This is a genomic window from Winogradskyella sp. PC D3.3 (genome assembly GCF_054366245.1).
Genome location: NZ_CM135962.1, coordinates 499,524 through 515,084, shown reverse-complemented (window position 1 = coordinate 515,084; position 15,561 = coordinate 499,524). Strand labels below are relative to the sequence as shown.

Annotated in this window: 11 protein-coding genes and 1 pseudogene; 5 read left to right on the top strand and 7 right to left on the bottom strand. The window is 34.6% G+C overall.

Translation table 11 applies throughout. The features are described from left to right. Positions 1-2 precede the first annotated feature (2 nt). On the top strand, positions 3-977 hold the full coding sequence (locus ACXGSQ_RS02240; protein WP_458628023.1) for a Gfo/Idh/MocA family protein: 975 nt from the start codon (positions 3-5) through the stop codon (positions 975-977). Positions 978-1,036: 59 nt separating this feature from the next. Here ACXGSQ_RS02240 and ACXGSQ_RS02235 read toward each other — a convergent pair whose 3' ends face one another. From ACXGSQ_RS02235 to ACXGSQ_RS02205, 7 genes are all read right to left on the bottom strand, one after another. Beyond that, positions 1,037-1,312, bottom strand: coding sequence for a F0F1 ATP synthase subunit epsilon (locus ACXGSQ_RS02235; protein ID WP_458628022.1), 276 nt, complete (start codon positions 1,310-1,312; stop codon positions 1,037-1,039). 68 nt (positions 1,313-1,380) lie between these two features. Then, the gene (atpD, locus tag ACXGSQ_RS02230) at positions 1,381-2,889 is read right to left on the bottom strand and encodes a F0F1 ATP synthase subunit beta (RefSeq protein ID WP_458628021.1); all 1,509 of its coding nucleotides are present in this window, start codon (positions 2,887-2,889) and stop codon (positions 1,381-1,383) included. Positions 2,890-3,068: 179 nt separating this feature from the next. Then, entirely contained in the window at positions 3,069-4,691 is a 1,623-nt protein-coding gene (locus tag ACXGSQ_RS02225) for an SGNH/GDSL hydrolase family protein (protein WP_458628020.1), read from the bottom strand. An 11-nt stretch (positions 4,692-4,702) separates the two neighbouring features. After that, on the bottom strand, positions 4,703-7,435 hold the full coding sequence (locus tag ACXGSQ_RS02220) for a TonB-dependent receptor (protein ID WP_458628019.1): 2,733 nt from the start codon (positions 7,433-7,435) through the stop codon (positions 4,703-4,705). 171 nt (positions 7,436-7,606) lie between these two features. Next, complete coding sequence (glmS, locus tag ACXGSQ_RS02215) at positions 7,607-9,454, bottom strand: glutamine--fructose-6-phosphate transaminase (isomerizing) (protein WP_458628018.1); 1,848 nt, start codon at positions 9,452-9,454, stop codon at positions 7,607-7,609. Positions 9,455-9,466: 12 nt separating this feature from the next. Next, positions 9,467-11,194, bottom strand: coding sequence for a DUF4270 domain-containing protein (locus ACXGSQ_RS02210; protein WP_458628017.1), 1,728 nt, complete (start codon positions 11,192-11,194; stop codon positions 9,467-9,469). Between the two features lie 8 nt (positions 11,195-11,202). After that, positions 11,203-12,015, bottom strand: a complete 813-nt coding sequence (locus ACXGSQ_RS02205) for a glycogen/starch synthase (RefSeq protein WP_458628016.1) — start codon at positions 12,013-12,015, stop codon at positions 11,203-11,205. A 109-nt stretch (positions 12,016-12,124) separates the two neighbouring features. Here ACXGSQ_RS02205 and panC point away from each other — a divergent pair. From panC to ACXGSQ_RS02185, 4 genes and pseudogenes are all read left to right on the top strand, one after another. After that, a pseudogene (gene panC / locus ACXGSQ_RS02200) lies at positions 12,125-12,977 on the top strand (pantoate--beta-alanine ligase). Positions 12,978-12,990: 13 nt separating this feature from the next. Further along, positions 12,991-13,341 (top strand): aspartate 1-decarboxylase, encoded by a 351-nt coding sequence (gene panD, locus ACXGSQ_RS02195; RefSeq protein WP_215935692.1) that lies wholly within the window; start codon positions 12,991-12,993, stop codon positions 13,339-13,341. Positions 13,342-13,344: 3 nt separating this feature from the next. Next, positions 13,345-14,304: a lysylphosphatidylglycerol synthase transmembrane domain-containing protein gene (locus ACXGSQ_RS02190; protein WP_458628015.1), complete on the top strand. Its 960-nt coding sequence runs from the start codon at positions 13,345-13,347 to the stop codon at positions 14,302-14,304. 43 nt (positions 14,305-14,347) lie between these two features. Next, the gene (locus ACXGSQ_RS02185) at positions 14,348-15,496 is read left to right on the top strand and encodes an alpha/beta hydrolase (RefSeq protein ID WP_458628014.1); all 1,149 of its coding nucleotides are present in this window, start codon (positions 14,348-14,350) and stop codon (positions 15,494-15,496) included. Positions 15,497-15,561: the final 65 nt, after the last annotated feature.

Sequence of the window (15,561 nt, the reverse complement as noted above, 5' to 3'; positions counted from 1 at the left end):
TTATGAAACAGGATATCAAATGGGGAATTATAGGCTGTGGTAATGTTACAGAAGTTAAAAGTGGGCCAGCTTATCGTTTGGTTGATGGATTTAAGCTTGTGGCTGTAATGCGTAGAACATTTGCGTTGGCTAAAGATTATGCAGCACGCCATCATGTAGAAAAATATTATGATACTGCCGATGCACTTATCAATGATAAAGAGGTTGATGCAGTCTATATTGCTACTCCTCCAGATAGCCATCATTTGTATGCCTTAAAAGTGGCAGAAGCGGGTAAAATTTGCTGTATAGAAAAGCCAATGGCACCAAGCTATAAGGAATGTCTTGACATCTATAATGCGTTTGAAGAACGAAAGTTACCCCTATTTATAGCGTATTACCGTAGATCGTTACCACGGTTTGATAAAGTAAAAGTATTGATCGATACAAAATCTATTGGAGACATAAGATATGTCCATTGGAATTTATCGCGTACACCAAGCCCAATAGATTTATCTGAGGATTATAATTGGCGTACCGATGCTAAAATAGCACCTGCAGGTTATTTTGATGATTTGGCAAGCCATGGTTTGGATTTGTTTATCCATTTATTAGGGGATATAAAAGAGGTTAAGGGAGTGAGCTTAAATCAGCAAGACTTATATACAGCAAAGGATGCTGTATCTGGATTTTGGTTACACCAATCGGGCGCTATAGGATCTGCATGTTGGAATTTTGGAGCTTATAAGAGAGAAGACAATGTTAGAATTGTTGGTAGTAAAGGAGAAATACAGTTTTCTGTATTTGGGGATAATCCTATAGTGTTAATCACTAAAAATAATACAGATACTTTTACAATTGAGAATCCTAAACATATACAACTTTATCATGTAAAGTCTATGAAAAAGCATCTCGATGGAGTTGAGCAACACCCTTCCACAGGGCAGAGTGGATTGCATACGGCTTGGGTTATGGATAAGATATTAGGGAGTTTTTAAAACAAAAAAACGCGAAGTATCTACTTCGCGTTTTTTATATAATGATTTAAATAAAAGGATTAATCGGCTAAAATAATTAGCTTATTGTCTTTCATTTCAAGTGTTCCAGAATTGATTGCAAGCCAAACGCCTCTATCAGATTTAGTGAATTTTGCTTCAACGTCTTCTTCTAATTGAACGTTACCTGCAACTTTTACATATCCTTTTTGAAGAATAGACACAATAGGTGCGTGATTGGTTAACATTTCAAACTCACCATTTACTCCAGGAACGGTTACCGAAGTAACTTCTCCGCTAAATAATGTGGCTTCTGGTGATACAATTTCTAAGTACATATTCTTTTAGTTGTTTGTTGTTAGTAGATGGTTGTTGGAAAAACTAGCAACCAACAACTATAAACCAATTAAGCTTCAGCTAACATTTTCTCTCCAGCTTCAATCGCTTCTTCAATAGAACCTTTAAGGTTAAATGCAGCTTCTGGTAAGTGATCTAATTCACCATCCATAATCATATTAAAACCTTTAATGGTTTCTTTAATGTCTACTAATACACCAGGAATACCTGTAAATTGCTCAGCTACGTGGAACGGTTGTGATAAGAAACGTTGTACACGTCTTGCTCTACCTACAGCCATTTTATCTTCTTCAGATAATTCTTCCATACCTAATATGGCAATAATATCTTGTAATTCTTTATAGCGTTGTAATAGCTCTTTTACACGTTGTGCACAAGCGTAGTGCTCATCACCTAAAATGTCAGCTGTTAAAATACGCGATGTAGAATCTAATGGATCTACCGCTGGGTAAATACCTAACTCTGCAATTTTACGAGATAATACTGTTGTTGCATCTAAGTGAGCAAACGTTGTTGCTGGAGCTGGATCCGTTAAATCATCTGCAGGTACGTAAACCGCTTGTACAGATGTAATAGATCCTCTCTTTGTTGAAGTAATACGTTCTTGCATCGCACCCATTTCGGTTGCTAAAGTTGGTTGGTAACCTACCGCAGAAGGCATACGACCTAATAATGCAGATACCTCAGAACCAGCTTGTGTAAAACGGAAGATATTATCTACGAAAAATAATACATCCTTTCCTTGTCCTTCACCAGCACCATCACGGAAATATTCAGCTATAGTTAATCCTGAAAGTGCTACACGAGCACGAGCTCCAGGAGGCTCATTCATTTGTCCGAATACGAAAGTCGCTTTAGATTCTTTCATGATTGCCTTGTCAACCTTTTTAAGATCCCATCCACCGTCTTCCATAGAATGCATAAAGTCATCACCATATTTGATAATACCTGACTCTAACATTTCACGAAGTAAATCGTTTCCTTCACGTGTTCTTTCACCGACACCTGCAAATACAGAAAGTCCACCGTGACCTTTTGCAATATTGTTAATCAACTCTTGAATTAATACTGTTTTACCAACACCAGCACCACCAAATAAACCAATTTTACCACCTTTAGCGTAAGGCTCAATTAAATCGATTACTTTAATCCCTGTGAATAAAACTTCAGTAGACGTTGATAAGTCTTCGAATTTTGGAGCTTGTCTGTGAATAGGTAACCCCGCATCACCAGCTTTAGGTAAATCTCCTAATCCATCAATAGCATCACCAATAACGTTGAAAAGACGTCCGTAAACATCATCACCGATTGGCATTTGAATTGGAGCACCAGTCGCAATAACTTCTGTTCCTCTACTTAAACCATCTGAAGAATCCATAGCAATAGTACGTACAGTATCTTCACCAATGTGAGATTGTACTTCTAATACTAATTTAGAACCATCTTGGTTGTTAATTTCTAACGAATCATAAATCTTTGGAAGCTCTGAACCAGCAGCGAATTCTACATCGATTACTGGACCTACGATTTGTGCAACTTTACCTGTAACTTTTGACATTACTTATATGTTTTTGTTTTGCAATAGTTTAAATGTAAAAAACGGAAGTCCCAATCAAGTTGAGTACCTGCGTTTTTCGCGCTGCAAATATAGCGTTTTATTTAAAAAGTAAAGGAGTTTTTTGAATAAAAAAACACGCTCGAAAAGAGCGTGTTTTTGTTATAGAATAATATATGAATTTATTGTAGTGTTGGCGGATAGTTGGTAGGATAATTTCCGATATCAACAAAATTACCCGATGCTTCAAAGTTAGAACCGTAAGTTTCATCTATTGCTTTCATAAATTGATTAGCAAGTAATGCATAACCTCTTGCTGTTGGATGTACACCATCTAAAGAAAATGCACCACCCGATACTAAACTCGATGTTAATACAAAATTACCATCTGAATAACCTCCATTATCTAATTGTGACATTAACGAGTTGGCATCTACAAAAGCAAAACCAGCTGTACTTGCAGCCGACTGCAAGGTTGCATTAAACGTGTCTATAGCTGTTTTGATCTCATCTTGTTCGCTTGGTATTAATACCCATTTGTCTGCTAATGGTAAGGTTACTCCTTCAATAGCAAATTGCCCTGCTACAGCTTGAGGTAAACCTTGTGTCATTAAAAAGGCAACATGATCTGTATTAACGGTTCCTATAACATTACTACTTGGTAATACTAATAAATCATCAGCGGTAGCTTGTCTTGTTTGTCCATATGTTAATCCTAATAGAGTGGCAACTGAAGATGCTGCGCTTGCTGGTAGTCCGAATTGCGCTATAAATGCTGGGAAGGTAGGACTAGCATTTAACTGAGCTGTGATTATACTAGAAATATCAGCTAAACTTTCATCTTTAATAACTACAGGACTGGCTTCTGTTGTAGAAAAAACGATAGCCCTATTTGGGTCAACAGCATTAAAAATAGGATTTAAAGCTCCAAAAACACCATTTAATGTTGGTATTTGTGGTCCAAAGCTAGGATTTGTAGGGTCTAAAGGATTATGAGGTACAGTAGTAAAATGAGGTATTGTGGTTACATAAGGAATATTCGCCATAACACCTTGGACATTTGCCGTTTGTAAAGCTCCCATGATAGTATTGATAGAAACATTGAATGTTGCTTCAGGTGTAATAGCACCTAATGTGGCATCACCACCAGAAGTAGCATAACCTAAGACATCATTATTTCCTATCCATAAAGACACAAATGTTGGTTGTTGTGCTAAAGCATCACCTAAGACAGTTGCGTTTGGTGCTGATGCTATTCTTACAAAATAAGGATTTGCAGTTGGAGTTTCTAATAATAAATTTGCAGGATCTCCGTAGCCGTCATATAGTAAGTGAAAACTTGCTGCACCAGGAACCCCCATATTGTTGTGGCTTCCTAAAGAAGGAGCAAAAGCTTCTGTTGTTGATGTTGCGGGTAAACTTGCCGGTCCTGAGCCATCAAAATATAGTCTAGGACCAAAGCTACCATTTGCATTTTGGTTACCTCCAAATAATAGCCCTCCAATATTGTCGTTCATTAATGGTTGTGTAAAATCACCACCACCAACTAACGCAAATTTCTGAGATAGAATGTTAGGTAGCGAGTTTTCTTGACCTGCAATAAATAAAGCATTGTCTGTAAAACCAGCAGTTAAAGAATTTCCTATAGATACATACTTAGCGAAATTTGCTGAACCTGCAGTGAGTTCAGGAAGGATAACTTCTTCAGTAGGGTTATCTAAAAGTTCTTCAAAATCTTCTTCATCATTACATGCTGTAAAACCAATTAGGACAGCTGATAGTAATAAATATTTTATATTTTTCATTTTGCTATTTTTTATAAGTTATTAATTGTCCAAGAAGCATAATACATTGAGCCGATATAACCTGATCCAAATACAGTGAAGTATTCTTTACCTCCAATATTTGTACCACCGATCTTAATTGTAGACTTTAAGGTTGGAATAGTGTAACTAATTTGTGCATCAACGGTGTGGAATTCTGGTACAATACCGTCACCGAAAGTTGCTTCCCAGAAATAATCATCAGTAAATTTGTATGCAACGTTGAATCCAAAGTTTTTAAATAACTCTGTGTTACCAAAATGCGCTTTAAACTTGTGTTCTGGCGTGTTAAAGTTGGTTTCAAAATTAGGATTAGCAGCTTGATCAAAATCTTGTTTTGTAAATGTATAACTTCCACCTAGGTCGAAATCACCCATCACTTTAGTAGATAATCCTATTGACGCTCCATAAGAATTAACGTCTACATCAGAATTTGTATATGCACTATATGTAGTGAAATCACTATTAGCTATAGCGGCAACTGCTGAACCATCTGCAACAGATCCGTATAGTGGTGCTATTACAACCTCTGAAGAAATGAAGTCTTTGTACTTATTATAATAGGTGCTAAAGTCTATAGTCACTTTATCAAATTTACCTCTATATCCAATTTCTACAGAACTTACTTTCTCTGGAGATACAAGGTTAGGATTCGCTATTTTTAAAACAGAAGGATCACCCGTTGCTGCTAACTGTTGTACAGAAGATGCTGTGTAAGAGTTATTGTATGCGGCAGCACCAGTTTGTGTGTAAACGGTTCCGTTACTTGATGTGAAATCTCTAGAATAGCGATCTAAATTATCTGGTGCAGATCCCACTAATATAGCTCTACCGGCATCTAATCCAATAAATAAATCTTGAGTTGTTGGATTTCTAAATCCAGTTTGAGCAGAGGCTCTAATGTTATGGTTTTTGTTTAATGTTAAACCTAATGAAAGTCTAGGTGATACAAAACCATCAAAGAATTCTGATTTATCATAACGTGCAGACGCTGTTATTTTCAATTCCATATCATCATTAAGTTCTAAGTTTTTTTGAACTTGTGTATAAACACCGAACTCACTATAGTCAATAGTACCATCGTAATCTGTGTAGATAGATCCGAAAGAGTTTAATTTATATTTTCGGTAAGATCCCCCAACTTGGATATCAGCAATATCAGTTAGGTGGCTAAAATTGTAATTACCATCGGCATGATAGTATTTAGAAGCATCTCGGAATTGAGATCCTGTAGCTAAATCAGGGTCCTTTATAATTCTATTGAATGCACTCTTGAATTCTGCTGAACCTGGTTCAAATCTTCCACTTTCTGCGGCTGCTCTTGCGGCAGCATGGGCTTGAGCATCTGTAGCACCACCACCTAAAGTTGCGGCTACGTAAGTATTTATGTAATCACCAAACCAATCCGCATCACTTTTCCAAGCTCTGTTAATATTTATCCCAGTAAATACCATATCGTAAGAATCACCAGCTTTATCACCAACGACGTAACCTCTTAAATAATAATTGTCGTTCTTTAATTCTATTTTATGTTGTTCTTGAAAGAATCCATCAATATTATAGCGGTTAGTTCCTTGGTATATTGTTGTACCAGTACCTACTTTACCTACATATTGTATTTCAAAATTACTATCTTCTATTGGACGGTAATATAATCCCCAATCCGCTTTAATACTTTGCGCTTTATGCTCTGTTAAATCGCGTTCGTTATATCCTGTTCTACTTACAAATACATCTGGAACAATGCCAGTTCCTCCTGATAAATCATTAATATTTGCAGACACTTCATCTCCATAAACGTTAATTCCATTGTAGTTTAAGTTAGTAGCTCTTGTACCACCAAACATATCACTGTCAACTTCGCTCGTTGCGGCCCAATCCGTACCATTTAAATAACCGAAGTTTATTTTAGCGGCAAATTTATCGCTAAATTTATAAGCCATACTTAGACTTACATCTGTATATTCATTATCGCCTGCGGCTTCTTGTGAGGTAATTCCTTTTTTGATAGCAACTCTAATACCTTGATGATCGAAAGGATTTTTACTTCGCATAAATAAAATACCATTAAAGGCATTTGCACCATATAATGCAGAAGATGCTCCTGGTAATAATTCAACACTATGCACATCTGTTTCAACCATACCGACAAGGTTTCCTATTGGGAAATTTAAAGCAGGTGTAGAATTATCCATTCCATCAACTAATTGCATAAAACGTGTGTTTGCGGTTGTTGCAAAACCTCTTGTGTTTACCGACTTAAAGGTTAAACTACTAGTGTTGACATCTACACCTTTTAAGTTTTCTAAACCACCGTAAAAATCTGCTGAAGCCGTGTTTTTAATTTCTTTTAAACCAAAACGCTCTACTGTGACAGGAGATTCAAAAATTCGCTCTGGCGTACGAGAAGCAGAAATTACAACTTCGTCTAATTCGTTACCTTCAGCTAATGTAATATTTACTGTTTGGTTGTTCTCTGTTATTTCAATAGTCTGAGGTTCGAAACCAGCGTAACTTACACGAATTGAGAAAGGGAGTTGTTGTGTTACTTTTAAAGAGTAGTTTCCATCAAAATCTGATACGGTACCTGTACTAGTACCTACTACTACAATGTTTGCACCAGGTAATGGTAACCCAGTATTGTCATTAATTGTACCTTTTATAGTGGTTTGTGCAAAAGATACCACGCAAAAAAGCATCGTGAAAAGCTTTAAAATTGTCTTCATGTTAGAGATTAGTTAATTTATTAGATTAGCAATTTAATTAAATATATGAATATTAATGAATAAATATATAAAAATTATGCGTGCATAGCTTTTTATTGATAAAATAAAGCCTTAAAACTGATAATTATTCAATTTTAAGGCTTCAGAAAGATGATTTTTATAAAAATCTTACTACTCTACAGTAACAGATTTAGCTAAATTACGAGGTTGATCTACGTTTTTATTTAGCATTACGGCAATGTGATACGATAATAATTGTAATGGTATAGTGGTCAGTAAAGGGGTAAGACACTCTAAGGTTTCTGGAACCTCAATTACGTGATCGGCTAATTCCTTAACGCTAGTGTCACCTTTTGTTACAATACCGATAATTTTACCTTTTCTCGATTTTATTTCTTGAATATTACTAACTACTTTTTCGTAATGTCCTTTTTTAGTCGCAATAACTACAACAGGCATTTGTTCATCGATTAAAGCGATAGGACCATGTTTCATTTCAGCAGCAGGATAGCCTTCTGCGTGGATGTAAGATATTTCTTTTAGTTTTAAAGCCCCTTCTAATGCTACTGGGAAATTAAAACCACGACCTAAATATAAGAAGTTTGTAGAATCTTTATAGATATCTGCTACAGTTTTTACGTAAGCATCAGATTTTAAAGCTTCTTCAACTTTGCTTGGTATTGTTTCTAATTCAATAAGATGGTGTCTGAATTCTGAACTAGACATTGTTCCTTTGGCTCTTGCTAATCGGAGTGCCATTAAAGTTAGAACCGTGATCTGCGTTGTAAATGCTTTTGTTGATGCAACACCTATTTCTGGGCCAGCATGTGTATAGGCGCCTGCGTCTGTTTCTCTTGCGATTGTTGAACCTACAACATTACAAACTCCAAAAACAAATGCTCCTTTAGATTTTGCTAATTTTATAGCGGCTAAAGTATCTGCGGTTTCTCCTGATTGAGAAATAGCGATAACAATATCTTTTTCTGTTATTACAGGATTTCTATATCTGAATTCTGAGGCATATTCTACTTCGACAGGGATTCTAGCTAAATCTTCAAAAATATATTCTGCAACTAAACCAGCATGCCAAGATGTACCACATGCTACGATTATGATACGATCTGCTGCTAAGAATTTTTTCATATTATCCTCAACCCCAGACATTTTAATAATGGCTTCGTTACTTAAAAGTCGACCTCTAAAGGTGTCTAAAATAGCACTTGGCTGTTCATAGATTTCTTTGAGCATAAAATGATCGTAGCCTCCTTTTTCAATTTGTTCAAGGTTAAGTTGAAGTTCTTGAATGTATGGATCAACTAAAACATCATTTTTAATTTTTCTAACTTTTATTTTTTTACCTCTTCTAACAATTGCCATTTCTTCATCTTCAAGATAAATGGCATTCTTAGTATATTCAATAAAAGGCGAGGCATCACTTGCTATAAAAAACTCATCATCACCAATACCAATGGCTAATGGACTACCGAGTTTTGCTACAACAATCTCGTTTGGTTTGTTTTTATCAAAAACAGCGATGGCGTATGCACCTACAACTTGGTTTAGGGCAATTTGAACTGCTTTACCTAACTTTAGGTTGTCGTTTTTCTTTATTTCTTCAATAAGATTTACCAATACTTCTGTATCTGTATCTGATTGAAAAGTGTATCCACGTTTAATTAATTCCTTCTTTAAGGAATCATAATTTTCAATGATACCATTATGAATAATTACTAAATCTCCAGAATTAGAGTAGTGTGGATGAGAATTGACATCATTTGGGACACCATGTGTAGCCCAACGTGTATGACCAATACCTAGCGTTCCTTGAGTTGAAATCTCACTTTCTATTTTGTTTTTAAGATCAGAAACCTTGCCTTTGGTTTTTGATAGCTTAATTGCATTACCATCGTATAAGGCAATACCAGCACTATCGTAGCCTCTGTATTCTAATCTTTGAAGTCCTTTTATAATAATAGGATAAGCCTCTCTATGGCCAATATATCCAACAATTCCGCACATAGGTTTGTTTTTTTAATTTGGTTCTGTGTAATATATTTCTAAATACACACGTTTACTGTCATCTGACACTCTATTGCCATACAATATGGTTCCTCTTGGTGTTAAAATGGAACTTACAGGAACAGTTTCATCTGAACCATCAATAGTTTTAACTTTATTCTGTGAGATACTAATACTAGGATCTTCAATATTTACATTTAAAGAAACAGCGAGACCAAGTTCAACATTTGTTGAATCTCTCAATAATAAATTATTAATATGTTCAGTGATTTTCATTTTATATTTAACCCCTTTTTCGTAGTCCGCATCAGATTCATCGTCAACACGTTGTAAAATTCCAAGATGATTAGCTTTAGAGAACGAAGGTAAGCTAGTATTTGTGATATCTAAATCATAATCGATTAAAGGTGTTTTATTTGTCATATCATACAAATAAAGGCGATCTGGTTCGTTGTTTGGGTCTTCGTTTAATAAGTCGAGTTGATTTCTATCAACATAAAAAACAAGATTTGCTTCATTTACTAGGCGTTTAGAACTCTCAAAGGTATTGTCGTCAGGGTTTAGGTTAACAAAATCGTTTCTGAATTTATCGAACTCACTAATACCTGCATCATTATCAAAACCATCAAATAGTTTTATGCCAGCGACAGATCCTTGTCCTCCTTTTAAATATATTTCGTTATCTCCAAGATTTTCATCTCCATCAGGTATTGGTTGTGAAAACGTGTTTTCAAGGAAATTAATTTTATTTGTGCCAAAGTTGAGAACAACAGTAGACTGATCTGTAAGATCTGGGTCATCCGTAGTTGATGCTGTTAGTTTTGTATAATAAATAGTAACATTTGCATTATTAGCACTTCCTGTATTTAAGATAAGAAAACTACCATCATTATTAACGGCCTCAGCTTTAAAGTATAAGCCTCTAAAGTAATTAGTGAAATTATTTTGGTTGCTTAAAACCGGGTCCCCTTCTTTTTCAAAAATTTTATTTAGCCAAAAGTCCGGATCTAGTTTTATTCTTATACCAGGTGGCTGTCTCAATAAGACGGTTTTATTACCATCGTCATCGATATCATTAACATCGGTAAGTATGTGGCCCTTTTCGCTTATTGTAATAATATTACCATAAACATCTCCGTTAGGATCATCATTATCAATAAAAGTTAATTCTTCACCTTCTAAAACTCCTTCAGAAATGACTTCTGAGTTTGTTGCTGTTTTATCTGAATAATACACTTGACTCTCATCAAAACTCCCACTCGGGTCAAAATCTCTAATAAAATAATTGTTTTCAAAGATTCTCAATTTTATTTTATTATAATTTTCTCCTTTAGATATTACCGAGTCTAAAGTATATAATGTATTACCGTTATCGTCAAAACCTGTTGCTTCACTAAAATAAGGCAGATTTAGCACTACAGAGTCAATTTGAACATCGTCTCCAAAGGTTGGATTATAGATACTAGGTGTAACCTGAGTTACAAAACTAGCTGTTGTTCTGCCATAAAGATCATCATAGATGCCTAGGGTGCTTAGACCGAGTCTGTTGGTTTGAACTGGTCCTAGTTTTTTTGTGTAAGTTATAACATCGTATTTTTTTGAATCTATATCAAAGTTAGTTGCGACATCACTGTTAAGAACATCAGATTCTAAGGATGCAAAATCATTATCGCAAGCCACAAAGCTTAGAATAATTAAACCGAAAGATATAACCTGGAGGGTAATTCTGTTTTTTTTCATAAGTCGTATTAACTGTTTAAGACAGCATTATTATAAAATTCTGTATAGGGGTCTGCAAATTCGTCAATAGAATAATAGTCCAATACAGGTTTTGTTAAATTGTTTAAATAAGTGTCTAATTCCTCAGGTAGTGCTTCAGATCCTCTAATAATAGCGTCAGAATTATCTATAGCAACCTTCATTAAGTTAATATAATCAGGTTGTTTTAATAATTGTGTTGCCTCAGTATCTAATCCGTCAAAATTTACTTTAGATATCATATCTTTATCTAACGTACCTTCAAAGCTTTGATTGTATACAGAGGTAACTATTTTACTTTCAGTAAACAATGGTTCTGTTTTATAAAACTCTTTTAAGTATAAAGGCAATAAGGAAGCCAACCAACCATTAACATGAATAATGTCTGGAGCCCAATTCAATTTTTTAACAGTTTCAATAACACCTTTTGCAAAGAAAATGGCACGTTCATCATTGTCAGAAAACAATTTTCCGTCTTCATCTGTTAAGGTTGCTTTTCTTTTAAAATAATCTTCATTATCAATAAAGTAAACTTGAATGCGTTCTTTTGGAATAGATGCTACTTTTATAATCAGAGGCATATCCAAATCATTAATGACTAAATTAATACCCGATAGTCTAATTACTTCATGAAGTTGATGTCTTCTCTCGTTGATATTTCCAAAGCGAGGCATAAATATTCTTATCTGACCTCCTTGTTTGTTCACCATTCTTGGGGCTTCAAATGACATTGAAGAAATTTCAGTTTCTGGTAAATATGGAACAACTTCCGAGGACACATATAATATTCGTTTATCTTTCATAAATCTGCTGCTTTTGAAATTAATAGTAAAAAACATGCAAAATTACAAAAATTTGTGCAGATTGCTAGTATTATATTATGTTTGCACGCGTTAATTTTTTGTTATCACAGTGAAAAGATTTCTAAATAAAACAGATTTGTCGCATCATATTGATGCTTTAAGAGCTAAAAAAAGCTCAATAGGGTTTGTGCCTACAATGGGTGCATTGCATAAAGGACACTTGTCATTGGTTGATAAAGGGTTAAGTGAAAACGACTTTGTTGTTGTTAGCATTTTTGTTAATCCCACCCAGTTCAACAATGCTGAAGATTTGGTTAAATATCCAAGAACTTTAGAGGCTGATATTGCCTTATTGACTACGGTGAGTGATAGTCGTATTATTGTTTATGCTCCTTCCGAGGAAGATATTTATGGCAGTAATATTACGTCAGAGGCCTTTAGTTATGATGGTTTAGAGCATGAAATGGAAGGTGCCTTTAGGCAAGGGCATTTTGATGGAGTTGGTACTATTGTTAAACGTTTATTTGAAATTGTTAAGCCCGATTTTGCTTATTTTGGGGAGAAGGACTTTCAGCAATTACAAATTATTAGAAAGTTGTTAGAGCTACATGACATCCCTGTTAAAGTTGTTGGTTGTCCGATTCACAGAGCTGAAGATGGTTTAGCTATGAGATTCTAGAAATGCAAGACTTTCATCGGCACATAGGGCTGCTGCTCCATTTATTTATAAAACACTAAAATCTGCCAAAACTAAGTTTGGCACAGAAAGTGCTAAACTAGTAACGGAATGGGTTACTGAGCAATTTAAAAAACAACCACTCTTAGAGTTAGAGTATTTTGTTATTGCGGATATTGCGACCTTAAAACCGGTAAAACGAAAATCAACAAAAAAGACATATAGAGCATTTATAGCTGTATATGCAGGCGATATAAGATTGATAGATAATATCGCTTTAAATTAATTATCTTTGTGGTATGCAAATACAAGTTGTAAAATCTAAAATTCATCGTGTAAAGGTTACAGGAGCCAAACTTAATTACATTGGTAGTATAACTATTGACGAGGACTTAATGGAAGCGGCTAATATAATACAAGGTGAAAAAGTTCAGATTGTTAATAACGACAATGGTGAGCGTTTAGAGACCTATTGTATTCCTGGCCCTCGTAATAGTGGTGAAATAACCCTTAACGGAGCTGCGGCGCGAAAAGTAGCTGTAGGAGATACGCTTATTCTTATTACTTACGCATTTATGGATATTGAAGAAGCTAAAGTGTTTAAGCCTTCCTTAGTGTTTCCAGACGAAGCTACTAATCTTCTAAAGTAAAGCGTGGGCAAACCTAAATCCATCCTAAAAGTTGTTTTGCCATTGCTCTTAGGGGTTGGCTTAGTGTGGTATTCTTTGTCTAAAATTTCCATACCAACTTTAATTCAATATTTTAAAGATGCTGATTATAGTTGGATAATTCTTGGTGTTTCATTAGGTGTACTAAGTCATATGTCTAGAGCTTATCGGTGGCTTTACATGGTAGAACCATTAGGTTTTAAACCTAAGTTTGGTAATAGTCTAATGGCGGTATATGCGGCATATCTAATAAATTTTACTATTCCTAGAGCAGGAGAGGTGGTAAGAGCAACCATTTTGAAGAATTATGAAGGGGTTCCCTTTGAAAAAGGTTTTGGTACTATCGTTGCAGAACGCATTGCAGATACTATAATGTTACTTGCTATAATTACCATCGCTTTTTTTTTAGAGTTTGAATTTATTTTTAATTTTTTTGCGGAAAAATTTAATATAACTTCTTTGTTTTTAGGTGGTTCGGTGTTACTTTTGGGGGGCTTGCTATTGTTTGTGTTTTTAAAAAAAAGCAGCTCTAAATTCGCTTTAAAAGTTAATAGCTTTGTAACCGGACTATTAGAAGGGGCGCTTAGTATTTTTAAGATGAAAAAAAAATGGGCTTTTATAGGGCATACCTTCTTTATTTGGGGAATGTACGTGCTCATGTTTTATGTTACGACATTTGCTTTACCTGAATTAGAACACATAACAATTGCAGCTATTTTAATTGGGTTTATCTTATCTAGTTTTAGTATTGCGGCTACCAATGGAGGTATAGGCTCATTTCCTGAGGCTATTGTTATTGCGTTTTCATTATTTGGTATGGCAGATGATCCTAGTAGAGCGTTTGGTTGGATATTATGGTCAACGCAAACCTTAGTTATTATTGTTATTGGTGGTTTGTCACTACTATATTTACCTATTTACAATAGAAAGAAAACATCATTATAAAAATATTTTTTACCTTACTTTAAATTTTTAGTTTATGCGCAACATGAAGAATTTTCACCTATGTCTTATCGCTCTTTTTATAGGCTTAAATATGCAAGCCCAGGCGATTTATAAAACTATTGATTCTTATAAGCTTGAAGGGGAACGTGAATTAAAAATTCAATTACCAAGAAATTATAATCCTGAAGAAAAGCGCTCATACCCGCTAATAGTTGTTTTAGATGGTGATTATTTGTTTGAGCCTATTGCTGGTAACATTGATTACCAGTCTTATTGGGAAGATATTCCAGATTGTATTGTGGTTGGTATTAGTCAGGCTACAACACGGATTGATGATTTTTATTACGATAATGAATCTTTTTTTCCTTCACATAATGGAGCGGCGTTTTACGAGTTTATGGCAGCTGAATTATTACCATTTATTGAAGAAAATTACAATGCCTCTAATTTTAGAATTATTGTAGGTCATGATTTGAGTGCTAATTTTATAAACTATTATTTATTTAAAGATGAGCCATTATTTAGAGCTTATGTTGCATTAAGTCCAGATTTTGCTCCAGAAATGATTAATAGATTGCAAGAGCGTTTTTCTATTTTAAACCAAGAGACATTTTATTATATGGCGACAGCGGATGCAGATATAAAAGCGATGCGGACTTCAATTTTAGAAAATAATGCAATTATTTCGAGCATTGAGAATAAAAAGCTTCTTTATAAGTTTGATGATTTTGAAGATGCCAATCACTATTCTTTAGTTGGTAGAGGAATTCCGAAAGCTTTAAATCAGATATTTGCGCTTTTTAAACCCATTAATGCTAAAGAATATTCGGAAAAAGTGTTGACTTTTGAAGGATCCCCTTACGATTATTTGATTAAAAAGTATAAAGACATAGAGCATTTTTATGGTTTTGAAAAAAAATTGATTGAAAATGATATTAGAGCTATTGCCGCAGCTAGTAATAAAAAAGACGATCTAGATTCTTTAGAGAAATTATCAAAGCTCGTTAGCAAAGAATTTCCTAAATCAATGCTAAGCGCGTATTATTCAGGTATGTATAATGAAAAAGAAGGTAATTTGAAAAGAGCCTTACAGCGTTATAAGTCGGGCTTATTACTAGAACCTTCGCAATCTGTTGATAAAGAAATGATGCTTGATAAAATGTACGAAATTCAAGACAGAATGAAAGAATAGGGTATTTCGTCGAAAAAAATTGACAACTTGGCGATAATTTAGTATGTTTGGAATCCCAAATCTAA

What these genes read in the sequence shown, in the direction of transcription:
- ACXGSQ_RS02240 (WP_458628023.1), top strand. Translation starts at nt 3, where the DNA reads ATGAAACAGGATATCAAATGGGGAATTATAGGCTGTGGTAATGTTACA.
- ACXGSQ_RS02235 (WP_458628022.1), bottom strand. Translation starts at nt 1,312, where the DNA reads ATGTACTTAGAAATTGTATCACCAGAAGCCACATTATTTAGCGGAGAA.
- atpD (WP_458628021.1), bottom strand. Translation starts at nt 2,889, where the DNA reads ATGTCAAAAGTTACAGGTAAAGTTGCACAAATCGTAGGTCCAGTAATC.
- ACXGSQ_RS02225 (WP_458628020.1), bottom strand. Translation starts at nt 4,691, where the DNA reads ATGAAAAATATAAAATATTTATTACTATCAGCTGTCCTAATTGGTTTT.
- ACXGSQ_RS02220 (WP_458628019.1), bottom strand. Translation starts at nt 7,435, where the DNA reads ATGAAGACAATTTTAAAGCTTTTCACGATGCTTTTTTGCGTGGTATCT.
- glmS (WP_458628018.1), bottom strand. Translation starts at nt 9,454, where the DNA reads ATGTGCGGAATTGTTGGATATATTGGCCATAGAGAGGCTTATCCTATT.
- ACXGSQ_RS02210 (WP_458628017.1), bottom strand. Translation starts at nt 11,194, where the DNA reads ATGAAAAAAAACAGAATTACCCTCCAGGTTATATCTTTCGGTTTAATT.
- ACXGSQ_RS02205 (WP_458628016.1), bottom strand. Translation starts at nt 12,015, where the DNA reads ATGAAAGATAAACGAATATTATATGTGTCCTCGGAAGTTGTTCCATAT.
- panD (WP_215935692.1), top strand. Translation starts at nt 12,991, where the DNA reads ATGCAAATACAAGTTGTAAAATCTAAAATTCATCGTGTAAAGGTTACA.
- ACXGSQ_RS02185 (WP_458628014.1), top strand. Translation starts at nt 14,348, where the DNA reads ATGAAGAATTTTCACCTATGTCTTATCGCTCTTTTTATAGGCTTAAAT.